Origin of the sequence: Methylobacterium sp. J-026, from assembly GCF_022829585.1 — a bacterium.
Lineage (GTDB): Bacteria > Pseudomonadota > Alphaproteobacteria > Rhizobiales > Beijerinckiaceae > Methylobacterium.
On sequence record NZ_JAKSYC010000026.1, the window covers coordinates 1 to 24,788 of the forward strand.

General features: G+C 71.5%; 25 protein-coding genes and 1 pseudogene. 22 read left to right on the top strand and 4 right to left on the bottom strand.

Features of this window, described 5'->3' with window-relative positions; translation table 11 throughout:
- A pseudogene (locus MKK69_RS00870) lies at positions 1–271 on the top strand (hydroxymethylglutaryl-CoA lyase); the annotation flags it as partial.
- A 354-nt stretch (positions 272–625) separates the two neighbouring features.
- Complete coding sequence (locus tag MKK69_RS00875; RefSeq protein WP_243964775.1) at positions 626–1,954, top strand: MFS transporter; 1,329 nt, start codon at positions 626–628, stop codon at positions 1,952–1,954.
- 34 nt (positions 1,955–1,988) lie between these two features.
- Here MKK69_RS00875 and MKK69_RS00880 read toward each other — a convergent pair whose 3' ends face one another.
- Complete coding sequence (locus tag MKK69_RS00880) at positions 1,989–2,948, bottom strand: helix-turn-helix domain-containing protein (protein WP_243964777.1); 960 nt, start codon at positions 2,946–2,948, stop codon at positions 1,989–1,991.
- Between the two features lie 250 nt (positions 2,949–3,198).
- On the opposite strand from MKK69_RS00880, the gene MKK69_RS00885 reads away from it, so the two are divergent.
- Positions 3,199–3,612: a MucR family transcriptional regulator gene (locus tag MKK69_RS00885; protein WP_409564762.1), complete on the top strand. Its 414-nt coding sequence runs from the start codon at positions 3,199–3,201 to the stop codon at positions 3,610–3,612.
- A gap of 3 nt (positions 3,613–3,615) precedes the next feature.
- On the top strand, positions 3,616–3,867 hold the full coding sequence (locus tag MKK69_RS00890; RefSeq protein ID WP_243964779.1) for a hypothetical protein: 252 nt from the start codon (positions 3,616–3,618) through the stop codon (positions 3,865–3,867).
- 198 nt (positions 3,868–4,065) lie between these two features.
- On the opposite strand, the gene MKK69_RS00895 is transcribed toward MKK69_RS00890, so the two are convergent.
- Positions 4,066–5,694 (bottom strand): inorganic phosphate transporter, encoded by a 1,629-nt coding sequence (locus MKK69_RS00895; RefSeq protein ID WP_243964781.1) that lies wholly within the window; start codon positions 5,692–5,694, stop codon positions 4,066–4,068.
- Positions 5,695–6,125: 431 nt separating this feature from the next.
- On the opposite strand from MKK69_RS00895, the gene MKK69_RS00900 reads away from it, so the two are divergent.
- The 8 genes from MKK69_RS00900 to phnE (MKK69_RS00935) all read left to right on the top strand — a co-directional run bounded on the left by MKK69_RS00900 (position 6,126) and on the right by phnE (MKK69_RS00935) (position 15,717).
- Positions 6,126–9,323: an autotransporter domain-containing protein gene (locus MKK69_RS00900; protein ID WP_243964782.1), complete on the top strand. Its 3,198-nt coding sequence runs from the start codon at positions 6,126–6,128 to the stop codon at positions 9,321–9,323.
- Positions 9,324–9,441: 118 nt separating this feature from the next.
- On the top strand, positions 9,442–10,590 hold the full coding sequence (locus MKK69_RS00905) for a glycosyltransferase (RefSeq protein WP_243964783.1): 1,149 nt from the start codon (positions 9,442–9,444) through the stop codon (positions 10,588–10,590).
- Between the two features lie 32 nt (positions 10,591–10,622).
- A complete protein-coding gene (locus MKK69_RS00910) occupies positions 10,623–11,309 on the top strand; it encodes a DUF1045 domain-containing protein (RefSeq protein ID WP_243964784.1) in 687 nt (228 codons plus the stop codon).
- Positions 11,302–11,928: a chloramphenicol acetyltransferase gene (locus MKK69_RS00915; protein ID WP_243964785.1), complete on the top strand. Its 627-nt coding sequence runs from the start codon at positions 11,302–11,304 to the stop codon at positions 11,926–11,928. Before MKK69_RS00910 ends, MKK69_RS00915 begins: the two co-directional genes overlap by 8 nt.
- 168 nt (positions 11,929–12,096) lie before the next feature.
- Positions 12,097–12,945, top strand: a complete 849-nt coding sequence (gene phnC, locus MKK69_RS00920) for a phosphonate ABC transporter ATP-binding protein (protein ID WP_243964786.1) — start codon at positions 12,097–12,099, stop codon at positions 12,943–12,945.
- Between the two features lie 81 nt (positions 12,946–13,026).
- Entirely contained in the window at positions 13,027–13,956 is a 930-nt protein-coding gene (phnD, locus tag MKK69_RS00925; protein ID WP_243964787.1) for a phosphonate ABC transporter substrate-binding protein, read from the top strand.
- Between the two features lie 7 nt (positions 13,957–13,963).
- Positions 13,964–14,854 carry a phosphonate ABC transporter, permease protein PhnE gene (gene phnE, locus MKK69_RS00930; protein ID WP_243964788.1) on the top strand — a complete coding sequence of 297 codons (891 nt, stop codon included), beginning with the start codon at positions 13,964–13,966 and terminating at the stop codon, positions 14,852–14,854.
- A complete protein-coding gene (gene phnE / locus MKK69_RS00935) occupies positions 14,851–15,717 on the top strand; it encodes a phosphonate ABC transporter, permease protein PhnE (RefSeq protein ID WP_243964789.1) in 867 nt (288 codons plus the stop codon). Before phnE (MKK69_RS00930) ends, phnE (MKK69_RS00935) begins: the two co-directional genes overlap by 4 nt.
- A 6-nt stretch (positions 15,718–15,723) precedes the next feature.
- On the opposite strand, the gene phnF is transcribed toward phnE (MKK69_RS00935), so the two are convergent.
- Positions 15,724–16,467 carry a phosphonate metabolism transcriptional regulator PhnF gene (gene phnF / locus MKK69_RS00940; protein ID WP_243964790.1) on the bottom strand — a complete coding sequence of 248 codons (744 nt, stop codon included), beginning with the start codon at positions 16,465–16,467 and terminating at the stop codon, positions 15,724–15,726.
- Between the two features lie 79 nt (positions 16,468–16,546).
- Here phnF and phnG point away from each other — a divergent pair, with 79 nt between their 5' ends.
- The 9 genes from phnG (at position 16,547) to phnN (ending at position 23,375) form a co-directional block, all read left to right on the top strand.
- Positions 16,547–17,017, top strand: coding sequence for a phosphonate C-P lyase system protein PhnG (phnG, locus tag MKK69_RS00945; protein WP_243964791.1), 471 nt, complete (start codon positions 16,547–16,549; stop codon positions 17,015–17,017).
- Positions 17,018–17,019: 2 nt separating this feature from the next.
- Positions 17,020–17,607 (top strand): phosphonate C-P lyase system protein PhnH, encoded by a 588-nt coding sequence (phnH, locus tag MKK69_RS00950; RefSeq protein ID WP_243964793.1) that lies wholly within the window; start codon positions 17,020–17,022, stop codon positions 17,605–17,607.
- A 2-nt stretch (positions 17,608–17,609) separates the two neighbouring features.
- Entirely contained in the window at positions 17,610–18,716 is a 1,107-nt protein-coding gene (locus MKK69_RS00955) for a carbon-phosphorus lyase complex subunit PhnI (protein WP_243964794.1), read from the top strand.
- A 191-nt stretch (positions 18,717–18,907) separates the two neighbouring features.
- Entirely contained in the window at positions 18,908–19,717 is an 810-nt protein-coding gene (locus tag MKK69_RS00960) for an alpha-D-ribose 1-methylphosphonate 5-phosphate C-P-lyase PhnJ (protein ID WP_243964802.1), read from the top strand.
- Positions 19,714–20,190: a GNAT family N-acetyltransferase gene (locus tag MKK69_RS00965; protein ID WP_243964795.1), complete on the top strand. Its 477-nt coding sequence runs from the start codon at positions 19,714–19,716 to the stop codon at positions 20,188–20,190. The genes MKK69_RS00960 and MKK69_RS00965 overlap by 4 nt, the downstream gene beginning before the upstream one ends.
- Positions 20,187–20,960, top strand: a complete 774-nt coding sequence (gene phnK / locus MKK69_RS00970; protein ID WP_243964796.1) for a phosphonate C-P lyase system protein PhnK — start codon at positions 20,187–20,189, stop codon at positions 20,958–20,960. The genes MKK69_RS00965 and phnK overlap by 4 nt, the downstream gene beginning before the upstream one ends.
- Positions 20,957–21,664 (top strand): phosphonate C-P lyase system protein PhnL, encoded by a 708-nt coding sequence (gene phnL / locus MKK69_RS00975; protein WP_243964797.1) that lies wholly within the window; start codon positions 20,957–20,959, stop codon positions 21,662–21,664. Before phnK ends, phnL begins: the two co-directional genes overlap by 4 nt.
- Positions 21,665–21,675: 11 nt before the next feature.
- A complete protein-coding gene (locus MKK69_RS00980) occupies positions 21,676–22,812 on the top strand; it encodes an alpha-D-ribose 1-methylphosphonate 5-triphosphate diphosphatase (protein ID WP_243964798.1) in 1,137 nt (378 codons plus the stop codon).
- Positions 22,812–23,375: a phosphonate metabolism protein/1,5-bisphosphokinase (PRPP-forming) PhnN gene (gene phnN / locus MKK69_RS00985; RefSeq protein ID WP_243964799.1), complete on the top strand. Its 564-nt coding sequence runs from the start codon at positions 22,812–22,814 to the stop codon at positions 23,373–23,375. Before MKK69_RS00980 ends, phnN begins: the two co-directional genes overlap by 1 nt.
- Before the next feature lie 99 nt (positions 23,376–23,474).
- Here phnN and MKK69_RS00990 read toward each other — a convergent pair whose 3' ends face one another.
- Positions 23,475–24,338 (bottom strand): outer membrane protein, encoded by an 864-nt coding sequence (locus tag MKK69_RS00990; protein ID WP_243964800.1) that lies wholly within the window; start codon positions 24,336–24,338, stop codon positions 23,475–23,477.
- A 309-nt stretch (positions 24,339–24,647) separates the two neighbouring features.
- Here MKK69_RS00990 and MKK69_RS00995 point away from each other — a divergent pair.
- Positions 24,648–24,788 (top strand): GTP-binding protein (locus MKK69_RS00995; RefSeq protein WP_243920259.1); only part of this gene is annotated, 141 nt, incomplete at its 3' end.

A 24,788-nucleotide genomic window follows, 5' to 3' on the forward strand; every position in this document is an offset into this window, starting at 1 on the left:
GGCCGCCTACGAGGCCGGCGCCCGGCGGTTCGACGCGGCGCTCGGCGGCCTCGGCGGCTGCCCGTTCGCCCCCGGCGCCACCGGCAACATTTGCACCGAGGATCTGGTCAACATGGCCCACGAGATGGGCGTGCCGACCGGCCTGGACCTCGCCGCGCTGATCGGCCTGTCGCGGGACCTGCCCCGCCTCGTCGGCCACGACGTGCCCGGCCAGGTCGCCAAGGCCGGACGCGCCAGCGACCTGCATCCGCCGCCCGCCAGGGCGGCGTGAACCCACGACGGTGAAGCGCTGATGTCTCTGACGGACGCGACGCCCTCCCTCCCCCCTCCGCGGGGGAGGGGGGCCCCCGAAGGGGGTCGGGAGAGGGGCGGCGCGACGGTGCAGGATCGTGCTGTGCCCGTCATGCGGGTCGCGTCCAGTCCTGAAGCGTCGCTCCCCTCTTTCGGGACTTCGTCCCGGCCCGACCCCTGCTGACGCAGGGGCCACCCTCCCCCGCAGAGGGGGGAGGGGCCCGCGCCCTGGCTGGCGGTCCGATTCACGCAAGCCTAACCGAACCACCGGAAGCCGCCCATCCGAAGGCGACACCGCTCACCCAAGTCCAAAAAAACAACCCCGGAGGAAACCATGACCGCAGCCCTGTCCGGGTCGCCGGAGGCCGTCGAGGCCGGCGCGGTGGCCGAGAACGCCGTCATCCGCAAGGTCGCGTGGCGGCTCATGCCGCTGATCATGATCTGCTACATGTTCGCGTTCTTCGACCGCATCAACATCAGCTTCGCCAAGTTCCAGCTCCAGAGCGACCTCGGCTTCAGCAACGTCGCCTACGGCCTCGGCGCGAGCATGTTCGTGATCGGCTACGTGATCTTCGAGGTGCCCTCGAACCTGATGCTCTACCGGGTCGGGGCACGGCGCTGGATCGCCCGGATCATGATCTCCTGGGGCATTGCCACGGCCCTGATGATCCTCATCCGCAGCGAGTGGCACTTCTACGCCCTGCGCTTCCTGATCGGCGCCATGGAGGCGGGCTTCGCACCGGGCATCCTCTACTACCTGACCCTGTGGTTCCCGGCCTCGCATCGCGGCCGGATCACCTCCTTCATGTTCGTGGCCTCGGCCTTCTCGGGCATCTTCGGGGCGCCGGTGGCGGGGCTGATCCTCGGCGGCCTCAACGGCGTCGGGGGCCTGGCCGGCTGGCAATGGCTGTTCCTGGCCGGCGGCCTGCCCTGCCTCGTCCTCGGCCTCCTGGTGCTGACGCGGCTCGAGGACCGGATCGCCGATGCGGGCTGGCTGTCCGAGCCCGAGAAGGCGCTCCTGTCGAGCCGCATCGCCCACCACAACCGCGAGATCGGCGACCACTCGCTCCTCGGGGCGATCCGCCAGCCGGGCTTCCTGATGATCGCGCTGATCTACTTCCTGCTGCAGATCGGCTCCTACGGCCTGAATTTCTGGGGACCGGACCTGATCAAGACCGCGAGCGGCGCGCAGGCCGCCTCCGTGGGCTTCCTGACGGCGATCCCCTACATCTGCGGGGCGATCAGCATGGTGGTGGTCGGGCGCCTCTCCGATGCCTCGGGGGAGCGGCCGAAATTCGTCGCGGGGCTCGCCATCGCGGCGGCGCTCGGCTTCTTCGGCGCCGGCCTGTTCGACAAGCACATCGTGCCGCTGATGTTCGCGCTCGCCCTGCTGGGGGCCGGCATCGTGGCCTCGATCCCGACCTTCTGGACGCTGCCGGCCAAGCTCGTCACCGGCGTCGGCGCGGCGGGCGGGATCGCGCTGATCAACACCCTCGGCCAGTTCGGCGGCATCGTCAGCCCGGTGATGGTCGGCTGGGTCAAGGACCTGACCGGATCGACCACGCCCGCCCTCTACGGCATCGGCGCGCTCTGCCTCGTGGCCGCGGCGCTCGCGCTCTTCGCCATGCCGGCGAGCCTGCGACGCAACGACCGCGCGGTCTGACCGGCGCCGGCCCGGACCCGGCCGGGACGGCGGTTCAGATCCGCACCGAGACGGCGCCCTGCCGGTATTCGCTGGGCGTCAGTCCATGATGGTGCTTGAAGCGGCGGGCGAAGTGCGCCTGGCTGGCGAAGCCGCAGCCATAGGCGAGCGTCCCGATCGGCAGATGGCCGCAGCTCGGATCGGCCAGCCGCCGGGCGGCCGCCTCCAGGCGCCGGTGCCAGATCCAGTCTGAGATCGGCTGGCCGTGCTCGTGGAACAGCTCCTGCAGGCGCCGGAGCGACACGCCCATGGCGGCGGCGAGCTGGGGCGGGTCCAGGTCGGGATCGCCGAGATGGGCCTCGACATAGGCCTTGGCCCGCTGGACCACGACGGTGCCGTGCAGGGGCTGGGGCACCTCCTGCGCCAGCCGCTCGGCGATGCTGGCCACGATCAGATCGACACCGACATCCGCCATCCGGGCCGCGGCGTCCGGGGTGAGCTGTCGCCGCACCTGGATCAGATCGTGAAAGAACGTCCTGACGAGCGTCGCGGAGCCGAGTTCCGCGCCGATGGGCAGGGCCGTGTAGAGCCGGGCGGGCCCGAGCCGGCTCTCCAGGCGCTGCCGCGGCAGTTCCAGGAACATGGACTGGCTGCCCGGACCGGATTCGAGCACGGCCGGCCGGTGGTCGAGCACGCAGACATCGCCCGGCCGCTGGCCCGCCGTGCGCTCGTCCTGCTGCACGAGCAGGGATCCGGCGAGCTTGAACAGCACGACGAGCGTGTCGCCCTTCCTGAGGCGCCGCAGGAGTTCGGGCGTGGCCTCGTTGCGGACAGCGCCCTGCGCGATGCGGGTCAGAAGCAGCGGGCCGACCGCGGCGACATCGAGCCGGCCTTCGAACGGAGAATCATCGAGGCGCTCGACCTCGATCGGCAACTGCCGCTGGCGCAGGAGGTCGCGCCAGAGCGGGAAGCTGTCTTTGGGGTGCGTACCGTCGGTCGAAAACAGCGGCTGCATTGGTAAATTTACCCCTACGCCCACCCGTTTGCGCAGCTGGTCAAGAATCCTCGCGCCATCGGACAAGCACGAATCCACGCATATTGTATATCATCTGCATCCTCAAGAAGTGACCGGAAACGTACTTGAGGTAAACAATAGTTCGGTCTCCCGAGCGCCTCTCGGATCCGGGCGATTCCCGATCTGCCGCAAGGCACTACGGGAAATGCTCAACGATCTCGCAGAGGTTCAACAGATGGCGATGCTCGAAATGGACAACCTCAAAGAACACCACCCCACCTTCATGCTGCAGAAGGTCGGTGCCATCGTGGCGGCCTACGTGTCCCGGAACGCCGTTGGCATCGCGGATCTGCCGGATCTGATCGATCAGGTGCACATGGCGATCTCGGATCTGCGCGACGGCCAGGCGAAGGTCGGATCGAGCTGGGCCGGGCCGAATGCGGGGCAGGTCGAGGCCTCGGTCCAGCATGATGGCCTGATCAGCTTCATCGACGGCCGGTCCTACAAGACCCTGAAGCGCCACCTCACCGCCCACGGGCTCACCCCGGAGCGCTACCGCCTCCAATACGGGCTGCCGGCCGATTACCCGATGGTCGCCCCGGGCTACGCCGCCAAGCGATCGCAGATCGCCAAGGCGATCCAGCTCGGCCACCGGGCGGCCTGAGCGATGGCGCTCCGCTGCTCGCACGGGCCGAACCAGCGGCCCGCGTCATCCGCCGATTCGGCCCGGACCGAACATACACTTGCCTGCCTCGCGAAGGCGCTGGATGTGCCGCTCGCGTCCTTCTTCCCGGACAAGGACCGGCAGGACGAAGCAGTCAGGCAGGCGGCCGATCTCGTCACCGTCTTCGCGGGGATCGAGAACGCGGCCGCGCGCCGGACCTGCCTGGCCTTCGTCCGGGCGATGGCGAGTTCCTGAGGCGCCGCGGGGCGCCGCAGCCGGCGGGGTGCAGGCCGCCCGCGCCGCGCCCGGGGGGGCGTGCGGGGCGGGCCGGCCGGTCCGACCGGCTGCGAAACGGAATCGTCCCGGAGGCCGGGGATCGGCGTCCGGGACGATGCGACTCGGAACGTGGCGCGGCGTCCCGGCTTCGGAGTCCGGGACGCCGCGTGCGCCGTGTCAGAACAGGTGACGCAGGATGAAGAACAGCCCGGCGGCGAGCGTGATGGCGGCCGGGAGGGTCATGATCCAGGCCAGCGCCATGTTGCGCACGGTCGACATCTGCAGGCCCGAGCCGTTGGCCGCCATCGTCCCGGCGACGCCCGAGGACAGGATGTGGGTGGTCGAGACCGGCAATCCGTAGAGTTCGGCCAGCCCGATCGTGCCGGCGGCCACGATCTCGGCGGAGGCGCCCTGCGCGTAGGTCAGGTGCGTCTTGCCGATCTTCTCGCCCACGGTCACGACGATGCGCCGCCACCCGACCATGGTGCCGAGGCCGAGCGCCAGGGCCACGCAGACCTTCACCCAGCCCGGGATGTAGCGCGTGCCGTCGTTGAGCAGGCCCGCGTAGCGCTTCAGCGTCGCCTTGTCGGCCTCCGAGAGATCGGCACCCGCGTTCGGTAGGACACGCACCGCGTCGGCGGCGAGATACATGTCGCTGCGCAGGTTCTGCGTCTGGGCGGCCGGCACGGTCCGGATCGCACCGTAGTTCTTCACGCTGGCGGCGATGTCGGTGGAGAGCACGGACAGGGCCGCGTAGACCGGAGGCGTGTTCACGGCCTTCGTTTTCAGCGCCTCCGTCACCGTCCGGCGCGCCGCGGCGGCATCCGGCGCCGCGGCACCGGGGGCGTGGGTGGAGAACACTTGGCTCGCCGCCGTCGAGGTCTGAATGAAGGCCGGCGTCGTGTCGTCCGACATGGTGCGGTTCAGGGCGTAGGCGGTGGGGGCGGCGCCGATCAGGATCAGCATGATCAGGCCCATGCCCTTCTGCCCGTCATTGCCGCCGTGGAAGAACGAGACCAGCGTGCAGGTGAGGATCAGCATGCCCCGGATCCAAAGGGGCGGGGGGGCGTCGCCCTTCGGCGCCTCGTAGAGGTCCTTGCGGCGCACGGCGAATTTCAGGGCGAGCAGCAGCAGCGCCGCCAGCACGAAGCCGCAGACCGGTGAGAACAGCAGCGCCTTGAACACGTTGAGCGCCTGGCCCCAGTCGACGCCCGAGGTGCCGTCGCCGCCGCTCATCAACTGGTTGGCGAGGCCGACGCCCAGCACCGATCCGATCAGGGCGTGGGAGGACGAGTTCGGCAGGCCCATGGCCCAGGTCCCGAGGTTCCAGATGATCGCCGCCAGCAGCAGCGCGAAGATCATCGCGTAGCCCGCCCCAGAGCCGACGTTCAGGATCAGCTCCACCGGCAGCAGCGTGACGATGGCGTAGGCCACCGCGCCGGAGGAGAGCATCACGCCGAGGAAGTTGAAGAAGCCCGACCAGATCACCGCCACGAGCGGCGGCAGCGAGTGGGTGTAGATCACCGTGGCGACCGCGTTGGCGGTGTCGTGGAACCCGTTCACGAACTCGAAGGCGAGGGCGATCAGCAGGGCGAGGCCGAGGAGCGCGAAGGCGCCGTAGGCCAGCGGTGCCTCGCCGACCGCGTTCATGTCGGTGATCAGGCTCACCACCGCGTAGCCGAGCCCCGCCACCAGGACGAGCAGGAACGCGATCACCCCGCCGGGATGGATCCGATGTTCGAGGCGCGGCCCGCCCGCGGGCCTGTTCCCTAGGATCCCCGAGGGGATCACGGCAGAATCGGACATGAACCCTCGCGCGGAACCGGATGTGCTGGTGAATGCGGGATTAAGATCCGCGCGTGACGCTTCGGTGACGGCAGCCTTCGATCCGGGTTGCGGGTCACACCATTCGCGCGGCGAAGGACTGCGCAGTGCTGGAACCACTCCGGGTGGGGCGGCCCGCGCGATGGATCCGCCTTCGCCGGCGCCGCGCGTGCCCCTGTCGGCCGACGGCGTTGCGGCACGCGCAGAGCTTTCGCATCGCGGTGAGGATGTTCGGCGGGTTCCCGAAAGATGACGTCCGGGACTTTGCTGTGCTGGCTAAGTTATCGATCTGTTGCTTCGATGCGACACGCGGCGATTCTGCTGAAAATGACTTAATTATGACGCTGGCGGAGCCGCGGATTTCGCTAAACCTCCCGCCGCAGGCCGAATGGCCGCGGCTTTGGGGGCCAGACATGACGTTACGACACGGGATCTCGATCGCGGCCTTGACGGTCGCGGTATTCGGGCCGGGCGCGCAGGCACAGACCGCCAACACGACACCGTCCGACGTCAATGTGCTCAATCTCCTGGCCCCCTATCTGGCGCTCAACGCCACCGCGACCGGTCAGCGGACGCTGCAGCTCAACCTGTCGCAGGGGGTGGCGCTCAACAACGCGGCCGGCCTGTCCCAGCAGCAGAACGCGATCAGCGACAAGAACCTGCTCGGCTCGATCAGCAACGATCTGTCCGCCTCGGGGCTCGGCACCTACGGGGTGGCCGCCAACCTCGCGGGCGGCCTGCCGGCCCAGACGCCGATCAACGGCATCGTGCCCCAGCAGCTCGTCGGCGGCCTCGGCGCCCAGCTCGGGCCGATCTACCAGCGCGGCGTCGCGCCGGGCGTGAACGGCCCCCTCGGCAGCGTCGTCAGCCTGCTGGCCGGCGCCTACACCTTCTCCGGGAACAATCTCGGCGTCGCCAAGAACTACTTCGCCAACGGTGCGGCCACCAATCCGAGCGTGACCCCGGCCAACTACGTGGCGGTGCCCGCCGTGGCCCCGGCCGGCTACACCCTGCCGACCTATAACGGCCTGCCCAACACCACCAACAGCGTCTACGACCTCGCCTACGGCGTCACCAACACGCAAGCGGGCCAGGACGTCTACGGATCCTCGCGGCCGGTGCAGGTGGCGCCGTCCCAGTACAACGCCTTCGACCCGACCGCGCTCAACGGGATCGCCACCAACCCGTCCTTCCCGAGCGGGCACACCACCTACGCCTTCACGGACGGCATCCTCCTGGCGATGCTGGTGCCCCAGCAATACCAGAATATGCTGCTGCGCGCCGCCGACTACGCCAACAACCGCATCGTGCTGGGCGTGCACTACCCCCTCGACATCATCGGCAGCCGGGCGCTCGCCGCCTACGATCTCGCCCAGGCCTTCACCAACCCGGCCTACATCAACAACGCCGCGGTGACCGGCACGGCGATCAACCTGCCCAACCAGTTCGTCCAGGCCCAGGGCCAGATCCAGGCCTACCTCGCCGCCCAGTGCGGCAACACCGTCGCGGCCTGCGCCGGCAGCGCGGCCAACGGCGCCGGCAACCCCTACCTCCCGTCGGCCGCCAACCAGGCCACCTACCAGAGCCGGCTCACCTACGGCCTGCCGACCCTGAGCTTCGCCCAGGCCCCCCGCGAGCAGGCCCCCGCCAACGGGCCCGACGCGTCGATCCTGCTGGCCCCCCTCTACGGCGGCTCCACCACCGCCGCCCGCACCCTGGCGCCCGGCGGCGGCCTCTACGGCCGGCTGTCCACGGGAACCATCAACCAGATCCTGGTCAACACCGAGACCAACGCGCTGGCCGCCTTCTACGGCAGCGCGCTGAGCTACTGGAGCCGCATCGACCTGTACTCCGCCGCCGGGTACTTCGGAAATTTGACCGGCACCCTGCGGATGGACACCGCCGACAGCCTGGCCATCGATGTCGCCATCGGCCAGGGCGGCGCCCTCTACGCCAACGGCACCATCGCGGGCACCGCCTTCGTGGGCTCCGGCGGCCTGCTCGGCGGATCGGGCACGGTCGGCGGGATCAGCGCCCTGTCCGGGGGCACGGTGGCGCCGGGCACCGCGATCGGCACGCTCTCGGTCACCGGCGCGGTCGCCTTCGCGCCCGGCTCGACCTACCAGGTCAAGGCCAACGCCGCCGGCCAGGCCGACCGGATCGCGGCCGGCGGCGCCGCCGCCCTGTCGGGGGGCACCGTCCAGGTGCTGGCCGCCTCGGGCAGCTACAGCCCGCGCACCACCTACGCGATCCTCACCGCCGGCAGCGGCGTCTCGGGCCAGTTCGCCGGCGTCACGTCGAACCTCGCCTTCCTCAGCCCGGGCCTGCGCTACCTGGCCAACGAGGTCGACCTGACGCTCACCCGCAACGACGTCGCGTTCTCCAGCTCCGCCACCGGCCGCAACGGCGCGGCCGCGGCCGACGCGATCCAGGCGGGCGGCGCCGGCCGGCTCTACGACGCCGCGTCCGGCTTCACCACGGGCGAGGCCGGCGCCGCCTTCCGGGCGCTCGCCGGCGACATCCACGCCAGCACGGTCTCGACCGCCTACGAGACCGCGTTCTTCGTGCGCGAGGCGGTGCTCGACCGCCTGCGCTGGGGCAATCCCGGCACCGGGCTCGATTACGGAAGCCTGCCGGCCGCCTACACGGCCGATCTGCCGGGCCGGGCGCCGGTGGTGGCGGGGGTGCCGGTGCGCACCCTCGACCCGCAGGTCTTCGGGCTCTGGGGCCAGGGCTTCGGGGCGTTCGGCACGGCCGGCGGGGGCGGCAACGCCTTCGACCTCGACCGGCAGATCGCGGGCTTCGCCGCCGGCGCGGATGTACGCCTGCCGGGCGGGCTGCGCTTCGGCGTGGTCGGCGGCTACACGGAGGCCAATCTCGACAGCGCCGGGCGGAGCGGCGGCCTGAGCCGGGCGGAGAGCGCGACGCTTAAGAGCGGGTTCGGCGGCGTCTACGGCGGCGCCGAGCTGGGGCCGGTCTCGCTGCGGCTGGGCGTGATCTACGCCGACACGGATACGCGCACCCGGCGGGCGGTGCTGTATGGGCTTTCGGACACGCTGACCGGGCATGGCGGCGGCCACACCCTGCAGGGCTTCGGCGAGCTCGGCTGGAAGATCGTGCTGGGCGCGCCGGCGCCGGCGGTGCTGGTGTCGAAGGACGGCGCGGCGGCGGCGGTCCAGCCGGCGGCGGCCTATGTGGAGCCGTTCGTGGGCGGGGCCTATGTCGGGATCCGGCGGGACGCCTTCGCGGAGGCCGGGGGCGCGGCGGCGCTGACGAGTTTCGCGCGCGACTACGACCTCGGGGCGGCCACCGTCGGGGTGCGGGCGCAGACCAGCCTGGACCTGGGCCTGGGTCTGCCGGTGACGCTGCGGGGGCTCATCGGATACCGGAGGGCGTTCGGGGACGTGGTGCCGGCGGCGCTGCTGCGCTTCGGCACCGGTCCGGCCTTCCTGAGCGCGGGCGTTCCGATCGACCGGGACGCGCTGGTGGCGGAGGTCGGCCTGGACCTGGCGGTGGCGCCGAACGCGAGCCTCGGCGTCGCCTATACCGGCCAGACCGGCACCCGGGCCCAGGATCAGGCCGTCAAGGGCAACTTCACCCTCCGGTTCTGAGGACCACGCCGCGACCGCGGGCCGGCAATATCCGGCCCGCATCCCGTGCGTGTCACACGACTGACGCGGTCCGGCCGCTAGCGACCGGGCCGCTCAGGACGCCAACGGGGGATCCCGCATGATTGACGCCACGGTGCCGGCCCTCGCCCTCGGCGCGCTCCTGGCCCTCGTCCAGATCGGCAGCATCGCCATCGCGGGCCGGCGCATCGGCCGAAGCCACGGGCCGTCGCGGTTTCCGGCGGGGGCGCCCGTCTCCCTGGTCCGCCCGCTCCACGGGGTCGAGGCCTACAGCGAGGAGATGCTGACCCGGAGCTTCCGCCTCGACTATCCGGCCTACGAGCTGATCTTCTGCGTGGCCGATCCGGGCGATCCGATCGTGCCGATGGTGGAGCGCCTGATCGCCGCCCATCCCCACGTGCCGGCCCGCCTGATCCGCGGCGACGAGCGCGTCAGCGAGAACCCGAAGCTGAACAACTGCCTGCGCGGCTGGCGCGCCGCCGCCCACGATTGGGTGGTGCTGGCCGATTCCAACGTGGCCATGCCGCCGGATTACCTCCAGTGCCTCCAGGCCGCGTGGCGGGAGGAGACCGGCCTCGTCTGCTCGACCCCGGCCGGCGCGCGCCCGGGCAGCTTCATGGCCGAGGTCGAGTGCGCCTTCCTCAACACCCTGCAGGCGCGCTGGCAATACGCCGCCGAGGCGTTCGGCCTGGGTTTCGCACAGGGCAAGAGCATGCTGTGGCACAAGCCGTTCCTGGAAGCGCAGGGCGGCCTCCAGGCGCTCGCCGCCGAGATCGCCGAGGACGCGGCCGCCACCAAGCTGGTCCGGGCCGCCGGCAAGCGCGTCCACCTCGTGGCGAGCCCCTTCGAGCAGCCCCTGGGACCCCGCGGCTTCCGGGAGGTCTGGGCGCGGCAGCTGCGCTGGGCCCGGCTGCGGCGGGTGACCTTCCCGCTGTTCTTCATCCCGGAGATCGGCAGCGGCGTCCTGCTGCCGGCGCTGCTGCTGGCGCTGTGGTCCGGCAGCCTCGCCGGACTTTCCGGCGCTGCGGGTATCGCGGTCCTGTGCTACGGAGCCGAGCACTGGCTCGCGGTCCGCGCGGGCTGGCATCGCTCGCCCCGCATGCCGGCGGTCTTCCTGGTGCGCGATCTCCTGATCCCGGCGATCTGGCTGGGCGCCTGGGTGCAGAGCGCCATCGTGTGGCGCGGCAACGCCATGGATGTCCGTCCGCGCCGGCCCGCCGACGCGCGGAGCTACGTGCCGTCGGCCTGAGGAATGCCGCGAGATACCCGGAGGCTTTGGACGTGTCGCGCCGCTACGCCCTGTACTGGCTCCCCGCTCCGGGCTCGCGTCTGGAGGCGTTCGGCAACGCCGTGCTCGGCTACGACAACGCGTCCGGGCGGACGGTCCCGCATCCGGAGACACCGGGCGGCCTCGCTGCGGTCACGGCGGGGGCCCGGCTCTACGGTTTCCACGCGACCCTCAAGGCGCCGCTGCGCCTCGCGCCGGGGACCGCGGAGGCCGATTTCGTCGCCGCCGCCCGGGGCCTCGCCGCCGCGCACCCGCCGGTGCCGCTCGGGCCGCTGGTGGTCGCGGCGCTCGGACCGTTCCTCGCCCTGGTGCCGGAGGCCCCGCCGCCGGGTCTGGGCCTGCTCGCGGCCGAATGCGTCGCCGCCCTCGACCCGTTCCGGGCGCCGCTGACCGGGGCCGAGCGCGCGAAGCGCCGGCCGGAGCGGCTGGATTCCCGCGGCCGCGCGCTGCTCGACCGCTGGGGCTACCCCTACGTGTTCGAGGCCTTCCGCTTCCACATGACCCTGACCGACGCCCTGCCGGAGCCCGACCGCGACGGCTGGCACCGGCGCCTCGCCGCGGCCTATGCCGCCTCGGGCCCGGAGCCCGCCGTGATCGACGCGGTGTGCCTCCTGACCCAGGACGGGTCCGGGCCGTTCCGGCTCCTGGCGCGCCTGCCCTTCGGAGACGCCCATGGCTGACCAGCCCCTCGGGCTCGCGCCCGCCATCGATCCCAGCGCCCGGGTCCAGGCAAGCCGCCTCGGCCGCTACACCGAGATCGGGGCCCGCACCCGCATCACCGAATCGGTCCTGGATGATTATTCTTACATCGCCCAGGACGGCGAGGTGATCTACACGACGATCGGCAAGTTCTGCTCGATCGCCGCGAGCGTGCGGATCAATCCCGGCAACCATCCGATGGAGCGCGCATCGCAGGCGCATTTCACCTACCGGGCCCGCGCCTACTGGCCGGAGGAGGCGGACGAGGACGCCTTCTTCGACCGGCGCCGGTCGAGCCCGGTGACGATCGGTCACGACGTCTGGATCGGCCACGGGGTCGTCGTCCTGCCCGGCCGCCGCATCGGCACCGGCGCGGTGGTCGGGGCGGGGGCGATCGTCACCCGCGATGTCGCCCCCTACACGATCGTGGTCGGCAATCCCGCGCGGCCGGTGCGGCCCCGCTTCCCCGAGGCGATCGCCGCGCGCCTGGAGCGCCTCGCCTGGTGGGACTGGGATCACGCGCGCCTGCGCCGGGCGCTGCCGGATTTCCGCGGGCTCGCCATCGAAGCGTTTCTGGACCGTCACGAAGCTTCGGCGTGACATCGCCGCCGCGGACACCGTCTTCGTCCGCGTGGCGGCGACATCATCTCGGTAAGATACGCGCGCGGATCGCTATTCATTCGTCGGCTATAGATATTCCGAGGTCTTCGTCATCCAACCGTCGTAGAAGCGGCGTTTAGCTGCGGCCATTCCGCCGCGGATGGATGCATGCTCTTCATCGAAGATCTCACGCGCCAGTATGGCGACCGGCGCGCGGTCGACGGTGTCTCGTTGCGGATCGAGCCCGGCAGCTTCGTCGGCGTGATCGGCCGCTCGGGGGCCGGCAAGTCGACGCTGCTGCGCCTGATCAACCGGCTGGCGGATCCGAGTTCGGGCCGCATCCTCCACGACGGGCGGGATGTCACGATGCTGCGGGGCCGGGCCCTGCGGGACTGGCGCACCCGCTGCGCCATGATCTTTCAGCAATTCAACCTCGTCGGCCGCCTCGACGTGATGACCAACGTGCTCATGGGGCGCCTCAGTCACGTGCCGAGCCACCGGGCCCTGATGCGCCTGTGGTCCGACGCGGACCGGGCCATGGCGCTCGCCGCCCTGGAGAGCTTCGACATGGGCGAGTTCGCCGGTCAGCGGGCCGACGGCCTGTCGGGCGGGCAGCAGCAGCGCGTCGCCATCGCCCGCGCCCTCGTGCAGGAGCCCGAGATCCTGCTCGCCGATGAGCCGGTGGCCTCCCTCGACCCGCGCAACACACGCCTCGTGATGGATGCGCTCGCCGACGTGAACCGGCGCTACGGCATCACGGTGCTGTGCAACCTGCATTCCCTCGACCTCGCCCGCGCCTATTGCGACCGCCTCGTCGGCCTCGCGGCGGGCCGCGTGGTGTTCGAGGGCGGCCCCTTCGACCTCACCGAGGACGTGGCGCGCCGGCTCTACGGGCTGGAGGCCGGCGAGGTGCTCGACGATTCCGCGCAGCGCGAGGCGGAGCAGCGGGCGGCCATGCCGGGCCTGCCCGGCTCCGTGCCCGCGCGTCCGGTCCGCGAAGCCGCGATCGGCGCCTGAGCCGACAACGATGTCCGTCACCCCGGCGCGCAGGGGGCCGGCCGGCCGAACCCTGCCCCAGGGCCCGCACAGGAGAACGCAATGATCACCCGACGCACCCTCGCGGCCGCGGCCGCCGCCCTCGCGCTCCTCGGCCTGCCGGCCGCCGCCCAGGACTGGAAGGTCCAGTATCCCGAACTGACGCTGGGCGTGATCCCCGCCGAGAACGCCTCGGGCACCGCCGATCGCTGGGCGCCGCTCACCGCCTACCTGACCAAGACCCTGGGCGTGCCGGTGAAGCTGCGGGTCGCCAGCGACTACGCGGCCGTGATCGAGGGCCAGCGCGCCGGCAACATCCAGATCGCCTGGTACGGCCCCGCCTCCTTCGCCCGGGCGGTGATGACCGGGGTGAAGATCGAGCCGATCGTGAACCAGAAGCACGAGACCGGCGCCTCGGGCTACTATTCGGTGGTCTACGTGCTGGCCACGAGCCCGTACAAGACGGTCGAGGACCTCAAGAGCAAGAACCTCGCTCTGGTCGACCCCAATTCCACCTCCGGCAACCAGGCGCCGCGCTTCTTCCTCAAGCGGGCCGGCTACGACGTGGAGAAGTTCTTCGCCAAGACCTTCTACGCCGGCAGCCACGAGAACGCCGTCCTGGCGCTCACTCAGGGCACCGCCGACGCCGCCGCCAATCTCTGGAACTCCGAGACCGACACGATGGTCACCCGCATGGCCGCCAAGGGCATGCTCAAGAAGCCGGACGGCACGCCGATGCAGCAGTCGGACTTCCGGGTGGTGTTCAAGTCCGACTTCCTGCCGGAGGGCCCCTTCGCCGTGCTGGCGAGCCTGCCCGACGACCTGAAGGCCAAGATCCGCCAGGCCTTCATCGCTCTGCCGACCGCCGACAAGGCGGCGTTCGACCGGCTGTCGGACGGCAAGGACCAGGGTCTCACCCCGGTGACGCTGAAGGATTATCAGCCGATCATCGACATGCTGAAGTTCAACGACGAGCAGCGCAAGAAGTCCTGATCCGGGCATGCCGACCTCGCACGGCCCGACACCCCTGCCGCCGGAGCGGGAAGCCGCCCTCTCCGGCCTCTACGCGGCGGCGACCCGGGCCGCGCGCCGCCGCACGCTGGCGGGCTTCGCGATCGTCGCGGTGCTGGCGCTGCTCGCCGGGCTCGCCGCCGAGGTGCGGCCGCTGGTCTTCATCGAGAACATCGGCAAGTTCACCGCGTATATCCAAGAGATCCTGCCGCCGATCGGCCTCGACCATCCGATCGAGGACGTCCGTGCCTGGTACTGGGGCCTGCCGAACTGGCTCGGCTTGCTGGGCGAGACCCTGCTGATGGCCTATCTCGGCACGCTGCTCGGCGGGCTCGCGGGCTTCGCCCTGAGCTTCCTGGCGGCCGCCAACCTCGCGCGGTCGCGCCTGCTGCGCATCGCCGCCAAGCGCTTCCTGGAGGTCTGCCGCACCGTCCCCGAGGTGGTGTTCGCGCTGCTCTTCGTGATCGCCTTCGGTCTCGGGCCGATGGTCGGCGTGCTGGCCATCGCCATCCACACCACGGGGGCGCTCGGCAAGCTGTTCTCCGAGGTGGTCGAGAACATCGACATGCGTCCCGTCGAGGGCCTGTCGGCCTCGGGCGCCACGTGGATCGAGACCGTGCGCTTCGCGGTGCTGCCCCAGGTGCTGTCGAATTTCGCCTCCTACGCGCTGCTGCGGTTCGAGATCAACGTGCGCGGGGCGGGGGTGATGGGCTTCGTCGGCGCCGGCGGCATCAGCCAGGAATTCCTGGTGGCGATCCGCAACTTCTACTACGCGGATGTCAGCGCGATCCTCGTGCTGATCATCCTCACCGTGTTCTGCATCGACCTCGCCACCGAGCGGGTCCGCCATCGGCTGATCGGCCCGGAGCACGCACGATGAGCGCGCGGTCCGAGACCCTGCGGGCGACCGCCCGGGCCGACCTCGCCCGGCTGCGGGCCCGCTACCCGGCGCAGTTCCGCATCGACTGGGCGGCGCGGGCACGCCTGGCCGGGGTGATCGGCCTCCTCCTCGGACTGGCGGCGTTCGGCTATTGGCGCCTCGATTTCTCGGTGGCGCGGATCCTCCACGGGCTCGGGCGGCTCGGCGCCTTCGCGGTGCTGATGCTGCCGCCGTCCCCGGAGGGCCAGTTCTGGACCTTCCTGCACGCGCTGGGCGAGACCCTGGGCATCGCCTTCCTCGGTACGCTGACGGCGGCGATCCTGGCCTTCCCGGTGGCGTTCCTGGCCGCCCGGAACGTCGTCCCCAACCCGTTCGCGCGCTTCGCCGTCCGCCGCGGCCTCGACGTCATGCGCTCGGTGGACGTGCTGATCTGGGCGCTGATCTGGATCAACGTCGTCGGGCTCGGCCCCTTCGCGGGGGCGCTCGCCATCGCGTGCTCGGATTTCGGGGCGTTCGGCAAGCTGTTCTCCGAGGCGATCGAGACCTGCGACCGCCGGCCCGGCGAGGGCGTCGTCGCCTCGGGCGGCTCGGCCCTGCACCGGATCCGCTTCGGCCTGATCCCCGCCGTGCTGCCGGTGCTGGCGAGCCAGGTGCTGTACTTCTTCGAATCGAACACCCGCTCGGCCACGATCATCGGCATCGTCGGCGCCGGCGGTATCGGCCAGTATCTCACCGAGCTGATCCGCGTGCTGGAGCTGAAGCAGGTCGCCTTCCTGGTCCTGATGATCCTCGTCACCGTGGCGGCGATCGACGGGGTCTCGACCCGCCTGCGCCGGGCGCTGATCGGGCCGGCGGCGCGCTGACCGGCCTCACGTGCCGATCACCAACTCCACCCGGTCGGCGGCGAACAGGGTGCGGTTCGCCTGGATCGGCACGCCCGCCTGATCGATGTTGACGCTCGAGACGACCATCACAACCCGCCCGGGGGCGATGTCGAGGCGCCCCGCCTCCTGGGCATCGGCCGGGCGGGCGCGGATGCGCGTCGAGAGCCGGGTGTAGTCGTGGACGCCGCAGGCCGCCAGCGCCCGGGTGATCGAGCCGCGCTCGGCATAGGCCTCGGCGAAGCCCGAAAAGCGCGGCAGCGGCAGCCAGGTCAGCGCCGTCGACAGCGGGGTGTCGTCCGCCCGGTGGACCGTCAGCAGTTCCAGCACCGGCGCGCCGGGGGGGAGCGCCAGCGCCGCCGCCTGCTCGGAGCCGGCCGGGCGGGTGGCCGAGGCGATCAGGTCGCCCCAGGCTTCGCGGCCGGCCCCGGCGACGATCTCGGAGAAGCGGGTGCGCGGCCCGATCGGGTAGGCCAGCGGGGCGTCCTCGACGAAGGTGCCCCGGCCCTGGCTGGCCCGCACCAGGCCGCCCTCGGCCAGGGCGGCGAGGGCCCGGCGCACCGTGTGTCGGTTCACCGAGAACCGCGCCGCGAGCGCCGCCTCGGTGGGAAGCTGCTGCCCAGGTGCGTAGGATCTCGCGGCGATCTCGGCCGTGAGGGCGTCGGCGATCTGCCGCCACGCCGCCAGTCCCTCGCCCCGGACGAGGCCGGGCGCCTGCTCCTGTGCGTCCATCCTGTCATCCAAACTTCATTTGTGCCCGGGGCGCCAGTTGTCTATATATCTATACAACGACGCGACGGAGGGATTCGCGATGACCCCGAACCCGACGGGACCGCAGAATGGTCCCGGGATCGAAGCCCGGCGGGCGATGATGGCGCTCTGCGCCGAAGCCGGCCGGAGCGAGCTCGAAGCCGCCGTCGCGCGCCTCGGCGCCCCGGCGGCGGAGGATCTGCGCCCCCCGGAAACCGGGCTGGTGATGGCCGAGGGCCGGATCGGCGGCGACGGGCGGCCGTTCCATTTCGGCGAGGTCAGCGTGACCCGGGCGGCAATCCGTCTCCCGGATGGCAGCACCGGCTTCGCCTACCATCTCGGTCGCGACCGCACGAAGGCGCGGCTGGCCGCGATCCTCGACGCCCTCTGGCAGGATTCGGCACGGCGCGCCGGGGTCGAGGCGGCCCTCGCCGGGGCGGCCGCCCGGACCGAGGCGGCGCGCCGGCAGGCGGCACGGCGCACCGCCGCCACCCGCGTCGAATTCCTGACCGTCGCCCGCGGGGAGGACTGAGCATGCTCGCACCCGGTTTCGCCGATCCGGTCCACGATGCGCAGGACACGTTCCGCGCGGTGATGGATGCCCTCGCCCGGCCGGGGCGGCCCCGGCCGCTCCGAGCCGGCCTCGAGCCCCCGGCGCCGCTGACCCCGGAACTCGCCGCCGTGGCGCTGGCGCTCACCGATGCCGACACGCCGGTCTGGCTCGATGCCGGCCTGGCGGCGGCCCCCGAGGTCGCCGTGTATCTACGCTTCCACACCGGGGCTCCCCTCACCGACGATCCGGCCGTGGCCGCCTTCGCGCTGATCGGCGATCCGGCCCGCTGCCCGCCGCTCGGCACCTTCGCGTGCGGCACGCCGGCCTATCCCGACACCGCCACCACCCTGGTGCTCGCCCTCGCCACGATCACCGAGGGGGCGGGGCTGTGCCTCGCCGGCCCCGGCATCCGCGGCACCGCCCGCGTGGCGCTGGCGCCCCTGCCGGAGGGCTTCGTCGCCCAGTGCGCGGAGAACCGCGCCGACTTCCCCCTGGGCGTCGACCTGATCCTCACCGCCCCCGGCCGGGTCGTCGGCCTGCCGCGCTCCACCGCCGTCACGGAGAATTAGCCATGTACGTGGCCGTGAAGGGCGGCGAGGCCGCCATCGACAACGCCCACCGGCTCCTGGCCGAGGCCCGCCGCGGCGACCCCGCGGTGCCGGAGCTGTCCGTGGCGCAGATCCGCGCACAGATGGCCCTGCTGGTCGACCGGGTGATGACCGAGGGCTCGCTCTACGACCCCGACCTCGCGGCTCTGGCCCTCAAGCAGGCCCGGGGCGACGTGGTCGAGGCGGTGTTCCTGGTCCGCGCCTACCGGACGACCCTGCCGCGCTTCGGCGCCTCGGTGCCGGTCGATACCGGGGTCATGGCGGTGGAACGCCGGGTCTCGGCGACCTTCAAGGACCTGCCCGGCGGGCAGGTGCTCGGGCCGACCTTCGACTACACCCACCGGCTGATCGACTTTGCGCTGGCCGCCGAGGGCGAGGTCCAGGCCGCCGCCGAGGCCGAGCCGCGCGACGATGCCGGGCACTGCCCGCGCGTCACCGACCTGCTGGCCAGGGACGGGCTGATCGAGGCCGCCCCCCCGGATGACGGCACGCCCCCGGGCGACCTCACCCGGGAGCCGGTGGATTACCCCGCCGACCGGGCCCTGCGGCTCCAGGCCCTGGCCCGGGGCGACGAGGGCTTCGTGCTCGGCCTCGCCTATTCGACCCAGCGCGGCTACGGCCGCACCCACCCGTTCGTGGGCGAGATCCGGGTCGGCGAAGTCGCGGTGGACTTCGTCCCCGAGGAGCTGGGCTTTCCGGTGCCGCTCGGCCGGGTCCGGCTCACCGAATGCCAGATGGTCAACCAGTTCAAGGGCTCCGGGGCGGCGCCGCCCCAGTTCACCCGCGGCTACGGGCTCGCCTTCGGCCAGAGCGAGCGCAAGGCCATGGCGATGGCCCTGGTCGACCGGGCCCTGCGGGCGGAGGAACTCGGCGAGCCGGTGGCGAGCCCGGCCCAGGACCAGGAATTCGTGCTCGCCCATTGCGACAGCCTCCAGGCGACCGGCTTCGTCGAGCACCTGAAGCTGCCGCACTACGTCGACTTCCAGGCCGAGCTGGAACTGGTTCGCCGGCTACGCGCCGAATTCGAGCGGAAATCCGAACCCGTCGAGATGCAGGAGGCCGCGGAATGAGCGAAACAGCGATGCCGGCTTCATTCCCCTCCCCCTTGCGGGGAGGGGTCAGGGGTGGGGGTGGTGCAGACGGCACCGTAGCGCTCGATCCTGCACTACCCCCACCTCCGGCTCCTCCCCGCAAGGGGGAGGAGAGGGGCGACACGGGCTCCGGCTACAACTTCGCCTATCTCGACGAGGGCACGAAGCGGATGATCCGCCGGGCGATCCTCAAGGCGATCGCGGTGCCGGGCTACCAGGTGCCGTTCGCCTCCCGGGAGATGCCGATGCCCTACGGCTGGGGCACCGGCGGCGTGCAGGTCACGGCGGCGATCCTCGGTCGGGCGGACGTGCTCAAGGTCATCGATCAGGGCGCCGACGACACCACCAACGCAGTCTCGATCCGCCGCTTCTTCGCCAAGACCTCCGGGGTCGCGACGACGACCCGGACCGCCGAGGCGACGATCATCCAGACCCGCCACCGCATCCCCGAGACGCCGCTCTCGGAGGGGCAGACCCTGGTCTATCAGGTGCCGATCCCCGAGCCCCTGCGCTTCCTGGAGCCGCGCGAGACCGAGACCCGCCAGCTCCACGCGCTCGCCGAGTACGGGGCCATGCAGGTCAAGCTCTACGAGGATATCAGCCGGCACGGGCACATCGCCACCACCTACGCCTACCCGGTGGAGGTGGCCGGCCGCTACGTGATGGACCCGTCGCCGACGCCGAAATTCGACAACCCCAAGATGGACGATTGCCCGGCCCTCCAGCTGTTCGGCGCGGGCCGCGAGCGGCGCATCTATGCGGTGCCGCCCTACACCCGGGTCCGCAGCCTCGACTTCGAGGACCATCCGTTCCGGGTGCAGGAATTCACCTACCCTTGCGCGCTGTGCGGAGCCGAGGGCGTCTATCTCGACGAGGTGCTGCTCGACGATGCCGGCCGGCGGATGTTCGTCTGCTCGGACACCGACCATTGCGAGGGCCGCCGCGCGGACGGGCATGTCGGCACGGGAGACGCCGCATGACCGGCCTCACGGTCCGCCGGGCCGGGCAGCCCGACCTCCCAGCCATCCTCGACCTCTACGCCGAGCTGAACGGCGGGCGGGTGGCGACCCTGGCGCAGGCGGAAGCGCTCCTCGATCGGCTCGAGACCGCCTATCCCGATTACGGGCTCTACGTGGCCGAGGTCGACGGCGCGGTCGTCGGCACCTTCTGCCTCATCGTCCTCGACAACATCGCCCATTGGGGCATGCCCTCGGCTCTGGTCGAGAGCGTCGTGGTCGCGTCCGGGCATCGCGGCGGCGGCCTCGGCCGCGCGATGATGCATGAGGCGTTCCGCCTCGCCCAGGCCCGGGGCTGCTACAAGCTCGCCCTGTCGTCGAATGTCGACGCCAAGCCGGCGCACGCCTTCTACGAGGGCCTCGGCTTCGAGCGCTACGGCTACAGCTTCCGCCTGGATCCCCCCTTCGTGCCGGACGTCGCAGAGGTGACCCGATGAGCGAGCCCCTGCTTCAGGTCCGCGGCCTGACCAAGCGCTACGGCGCCCGCCTCGCCTGCGCCGACGTGTCGTTCGACCTGGTGCCCGGCGAGGTGCTGGCGGTCGTCGGCGAATCCGGCTCGGGCAAGTCGACGCTGCTCTCCCTCATCGCCACCGAACTCGCCCCGGATGCCGGGACGGTCTCCTACCGGATGCGCGACGGCGACCTGCGCGACCTCGCCGGCCTGAGCGAGGCCGGGCGTCGGGCGCTGATGCGCACCGAGTGGGGTTTCGTCCGCCAGGACGCGGCCCAGGGCCTGCGCATGGCGGTCTCGGCCGGCGGCAATGTCGGCGAGCGGCTGATGGGGATGGGCGAGCGCCATTACGGCCGGATCCGCGCCCAGGCGCTCGACTGGCTCGGCCGGGTCGAGATCGCCGCCGACCGGATCGACGACCCGCCGACGCGGTTCTCCGGCGGCATGCGCCAGCGGCTCCAGATCGCCCGCAACCTCGTCACCGGCCCCCGGCTGGTGCTGATGGACGAGCCGACCTCGGGGCTCGACGTCTCGGTCCAGGCCCGGCTCCTCGACCTGATCCGCCGGCTCTCGGCGGAGCTCGGGCTCGCCGTGATCATCGTCACCCACGACCTCGCGGTGGCGCGGCTCCTGTCGCACCGGATCGTGGTCATGCGCGCCGGCCGGGTCATCGAGACTGGGCTGACCGACCAGGTGCTCGACGATCCCGCGCAGGCCTACACCCAGCTCCTCGTCTCCTCGGTGCTCGCCGCATGACCGCGCTTCTGACCTTCCAGGACGTCGCCAAGAGCTTCACCCTGCACCTGCGCGGCGGCGTCGTGCTGCCGGTGGTGGGCGATGTCAGCCTCGCGGTCGAGCCCGGCGAGTGCGTGGTGCTCGGCGGCCCCTCGGGGGCGGGCAAGTCCTCGCTGCTCAAGATGGCCTACGGCAATTACCGCTGCGACGCGGGCGCGATCCGGATCCGGGACGGCGACGCCGTGATCGATGTGGTCCGGGCCGACCCGCGGGTGATGCTGTCCCTGCGGGCCCGGGTCATCGCCTACGTGTCGCAGTTCCTGCGGGTGATCCCCCGGGTCCCGGCCCTCGACGTGGTCGAGGCCGCCGGCCGCGAGGGCGGGCTCGACGCGGCGACGGCGCAGGCCCGGGCCAAGGATCTGCTCGCCCGGCTCAACCTGCCCGAACGGCTCTGGGGCCTGCCGCCCGCGACCTTCTCGGGGGGCGAGCAGCAGCGGGTCAACATCGCCCGGGGCCTGATCGCCGACCGGCCGCTGCTGCTGCTCGACGAGCCGACCGCCTCCCTCGACGCGCAGAACCGCGCCGTGGTGGCCGAGCTGGTGCGCGAGAAGCTGAAGGGCGGGGCCGGCGTGCTCGGCATCTTCCACGACAGCGAGATGCGCGATGCTGTGGCGACCCGGGTGGTCGACGTCACCCGCTTCGCGCCGCCAGCACGGGCAGCCTGAGGACCGATACGATGGACGACCTGATCATCGAGAACGCGACCCTGGTCCTTCCGGACCGGATTCAGCACGGCTGGCTCGCCGTCATCGACGGAGCCATCGCGGAGATCGGCGAGGGACGCGCGGGAGCCCGCGGCCTCGACCTCGGGGGCGACTACCTGATCCCGGGGCTGATCGAGCTGCATACCGACCACCTCGAGAGCCACTACGCCCCCCGGCCGAAGGTGCGCTGGCACCCGCTCGGGGCGGTGCTGGCCTACGATTCGCAGATCGCCGCTTCGGGCATCACCACGGTGTTCGATTCCCTGCGCGCGGGCAGCGATCCGGATGGCAGCGGCCTCGGCTCGGAGCTGGAGCAACTGGGGGCCGCGATCGCCACCGCGCGCGCCCAGGGCCTGTTCCGGGCCGAGCACTTCACGCATCTGCGCTGCGAGCTGCCCTCGTCCGACGTGCTCGACTCGGTGGCGGCCTTCAGCGCCCACCATCCCGTGGGCCTGATCTCGCTGATGGACCACACCCCGGGCCAGCGGCAGTTCCGCGACATGGAGAAGTACTTCACCTACGCGACCCGGGGCGGCCGCCCGATCGACGAGATTCGAGCCAACACCGAGCGCAAGATCCGGGACGGCCAGGCCCTCAATGCCAGCAACCGCCCGGCCCTGGTCCATTACGCGCGGGAGATGGGCATCCCCCTGGCGAGCCACGACGACACCACCCTGGCCGATGTCGATCTCGCGGTCGGCGAGGGGGTGCGGCTCGCCGAATTCCCCACCACCCTGGAGGCGGCGCAGGCCGCCCACCGCCGGGGCCTCACCGTGATGATGGGCGCGCCGAACCTGATCCGCGGCGGCTCGCATTCCGGGAACGTCGCCGCCCAGACGCTGGCCGAGGCCGGGCATCTCGACATCCTGTCGTCGGATTACGTACCGGCGAGCCTGCTCATGGCGGCCTTCCTGCTGCCCGAGCGGGTGCCGGCGATCACCCTGCCGGAGGCGCTCGCCACGGTGACGGCGAACCCGGCCCGCGCCACCGGCCTGACCGACCGCGGCGCCCTGGCGCCGGGCCTGCGGGCCGACCTCGTCCGGGTGCAGCGGGCCGAGGGTGTGCCGGTGGTCCGCGAGGTCTGGCGCGCCGGCCGGCGGGTCGCCTGATGGCGGGGTGCCTGGTCCTGGTGGTCGGCCCGAGCGGGGCCGGCAAGGACACGCTGATCCGGCTGGCGCGGGCGGCGCTCGCGGGGGATCCCCGCTACGTCTTCCCGCGCCGCCTCGTGACGCGACCGCCCTCGCCGGACGAGGACAACGATGAGATCGACGCGACCGCCTTCGCGGAGGGCTGTGCCGAGGGCTGCTTCACCCTGCATTGGCGCGCCCACGGCCTCGGCTACGCCATCCCGGCGGAGGCCGGCCGTCTCGTGGCGGCGGGGCACGCGGTGGTCTGCAACGTCTCCCGCCGCGTCGTGGCACAGGCCCGCGCCGCCGGCCCGCGCGTGAGCGTCGTCGAGATCACGGCGCCCCCCGAGATCCTGATGCAGCGCCTCGCCGCCCGGGGCCGGGCCGAGGACGGCGACCTCGCCGCGCGGCTCGCCCGCGAGGTCCCTGTCGAGGCCGACCTGAGGATTCTCAACGTGGGCGCCCCGGCGTCCGGGGCAGAGCGCTTGGTGGCGCATCTGCGCACCTGCGGAGCCGATCGCCCTCAGGATCGATCGGCAAGCTGAGGCGTCACGCGATACCGGCCATGAAAAAGGGCGCGTGCCGGATCCGGCACGCGCCCCATGGCTCGCCCGGGACAAGCGTCCCGGGGGATGTTGAGAGGACTAGAAGCCGCCAAACTTGTAGTTGAAGCCGGCGCGGACGATGCTGCCCTCCGTGCGGAAGCGCGAGATGTAGGAGCCGTTGCCGACACCCGCGATGGCGCCGACCAGCACGCTCTGGCTGCCGAGATCGTAGTGCAGGTACTCGGCCTTCACGGTGATGGCGTCGTACTTGATGCCCAGGTAGCGTCCGATCGCGAAGGTGTTCAGGAAGCTGTCGGTCGGCAGCGCGAACTCGATACCGCCGCCATAGGCGAAGCCGGTCTTGAAGTCGTCATAGCGGCCGGCGAACTGCAGGCGCCCGCCCGGGGTGTAGAAGTTGGCGTCGTGGAACACGTTGCCGTAGGCGAGACCGCCCATCCCGTAGACCAGGACGCGATCGAAGGCGTAGCCGACGCGGCCCGTGAGGGTGCCGAGCCAATCGAGGCTCTGACGGAACTGGCTGATGTTCGGCGCGCCGCCCGCGACGTTGCCGGTGCCGAGCACCACCCGGTTCTTGGTGATGTCGGTCCAGTCGATGCTGTTGGCGATACCGACCACGATGCCCGAGCCGGGCGTGAACTGGTAGTTGTAGCCGGCGGTGCCACCGACGTTGGCGATGCCGTCCTGCGAGGTCGAGGTCAGCAGCGGGCGGCGGCCGAGCGCCACGTTGTTGGCGTTGCCCGGCAGGACGCCGACCGTGGTGATGCGCTCACGGTCGGTGAAGGTGTAGGCCGACTCGAGACCGGCGTAGAAGCCCGTCCAGGTGAAGACCGGCACGGGGGTGAACACCGGCGGCGGCGCGGCGCGGCGCGGCAGGTCGGCGGCCGAGGCGGCCGTCGTGACCAGGGCGGTCGCGGCGCTGGCGAGGAGGAGCTTCTTCATCATGGTGGCGGGATCCAAGCTTGTGCGTTGTTGAGCGCAGTTAAGCTGGGCGGCACAGATCCCGCTATGCCTCCGCTGCCACACTGTGTCCCGAAAGTGCCGGCTCGATTTCCGGAGACTGATAATTCCACGTTCAAGACGCGGAGGTGCGGCTTGACAGCGGAAGCGGCCGCAGGGCCCCGCTGCGCGCGGGAGCTTGATCCCCGGCGGCCGACCCTCTAAGCGGACCGCGTTTTGCGCCCCTGTCCGAGTTCGGGGCGGCCGACCAGGATCCGGGGCCTCCGATTGGTCCCCGCCGCAGGAATGGGAATCATGGGCAAGGAAAAGTTCGCTCGCACCAAGCCGCACTGCAACATCGGCACGATCGGGCACGTGGATCACGGCAAGACGTCTTTGACGGCGGCGATCACGAAGGTCCTGGCCGAGACGGGCGGGGCGACGTTCACGGCCTAC

What these genes read in the sequence shown, in the direction of transcription:
- MKK69_RS00875 (WP_243964775.1), top strand. Translation starts at nt 626, where the DNA reads ATGACCGCAGCCCTGTCCGGGTCGCCGGAGGCCGTCGAGGCCGGCGCG.
- MKK69_RS00880 (WP_243964777.1), bottom strand. Translation starts at nt 2,948, where the DNA reads ATGCAGCCGCTGTTTTCGACCGACGGTACGCACCCCAAAGACAGCTTC.
- MKK69_RS00885 (WP_409564762.1), top strand. Translation starts at nt 3,199, where the DNA reads ATGGACAACCTCAAAGAACACCACCCCACCTTCATGCTGCAGAAGGTC.
- MKK69_RS00890 (WP_243964779.1), top strand. Translation starts at nt 3,616, where the DNA reads ATGGCGCTCCGCTGCTCGCACGGGCCGAACCAGCGGCCCGCGTCATCC.
- MKK69_RS00895 (WP_243964781.1), bottom strand. Translation starts at nt 5,694, where the DNA reads ATGTCCGATTCTGCCGTGATCCCCTCGGGGATCCTAGGGAACAGGCCC.
- MKK69_RS00900 (WP_243964782.1), top strand. Translation starts at nt 6,126, where the DNA reads ATGACGTTACGACACGGGATCTCGATCGCGGCCTTGACGGTCGCGGTA.
- MKK69_RS00905 (WP_243964783.1), top strand. Translation starts at nt 9,442, where the DNA reads ATGATTGACGCCACGGTGCCGGCCCTCGCCCTCGGCGCGCTCCTGGCC.
- MKK69_RS00915 (WP_243964785.1), top strand. Translation starts at nt 11,302, where the DNA reads ATGGCTGACCAGCCCCTCGGGCTCGCGCCCGCCATCGATCCCAGCGCC.
- phnC (WP_243964786.1), top strand. Translation starts at nt 12,097, where the DNA reads ATGCTCTTCATCGAAGATCTCACGCGCCAGTATGGCGACCGGCGCGCG.
- phnD (WP_243964787.1), top strand. Translation starts at nt 13,027, where the DNA reads ATGATCACCCGACGCACCCTCGCGGCCGCGGCCGCCGCCCTCGCGCTC.
- phnE (WP_243964788.1), top strand. Translation starts at nt 13,964, where the DNA reads ATGCCGACCTCGCACGGCCCGACACCCCTGCCGCCGGAGCGGGAAGCC.
- phnE (WP_243964789.1), top strand. Translation starts at nt 14,851, where the DNA reads ATGAGCGCGCGGTCCGAGACCCTGCGGGCGACCGCCCGGGCCGACCTC.
- phnF (WP_243964790.1), bottom strand. Translation starts at nt 16,467, where the DNA reads ATGGACGCACAGGAGCAGGCGCCCGGCCTCGTCCGGGGCGAGGGACTG.
- phnG (WP_243964791.1), top strand. Translation starts at nt 16,547, where the DNA reads ATGACCCCGAACCCGACGGGACCGCAGAATGGTCCCGGGATCGAAGCC.
- phnH (WP_243964793.1), top strand. Translation starts at nt 17,020, where the DNA reads ATGCTCGCACCCGGTTTCGCCGATCCGGTCCACGATGCGCAGGACACG.
- MKK69_RS00955 (WP_243964794.1), top strand. Translation starts at nt 17,610, where the DNA reads ATGTACGTGGCCGTGAAGGGCGGCGAGGCCGCCATCGACAACGCCCAC.
- MKK69_RS00960 (WP_243964802.1), top strand. Translation starts at nt 18,908, where the DNA reads ATGATCCGCCGGGCGATCCTCAAGGCGATCGCGGTGCCGGGCTACCAG.
- MKK69_RS00965 (WP_243964795.1), top strand. Translation starts at nt 19,714, where the DNA reads ATGACCGGCCTCACGGTCCGCCGGGCCGGGCAGCCCGACCTCCCAGCC.
- phnK (WP_243964796.1), top strand. Translation starts at nt 20,187, where the DNA reads ATGAGCGAGCCCCTGCTTCAGGTCCGCGGCCTGACCAAGCGCTACGGC.
- phnL (WP_243964797.1), top strand. Translation starts at nt 20,957, where the DNA reads ATGACCGCGCTTCTGACCTTCCAGGACGTCGCCAAGAGCTTCACCCTG.
- MKK69_RS00980 (WP_243964798.1), top strand. Translation starts at nt 21,676, where the DNA reads ATGGACGACCTGATCATCGAGAACGCGACCCTGGTCCTTCCGGACCGG.
- phnN (WP_243964799.1), top strand. Translation starts at nt 22,812, where the DNA reads ATGGCGGGGTGCCTGGTCCTGGTGGTCGGCCCGAGCGGGGCCGGCAAG.
- MKK69_RS00990 (WP_243964800.1), bottom strand. Translation starts at nt 24,338, where the DNA reads ATGATGAAGAAGCTCCTCCTCGCCAGCGCCGCGACCGCCCTGGTCACG.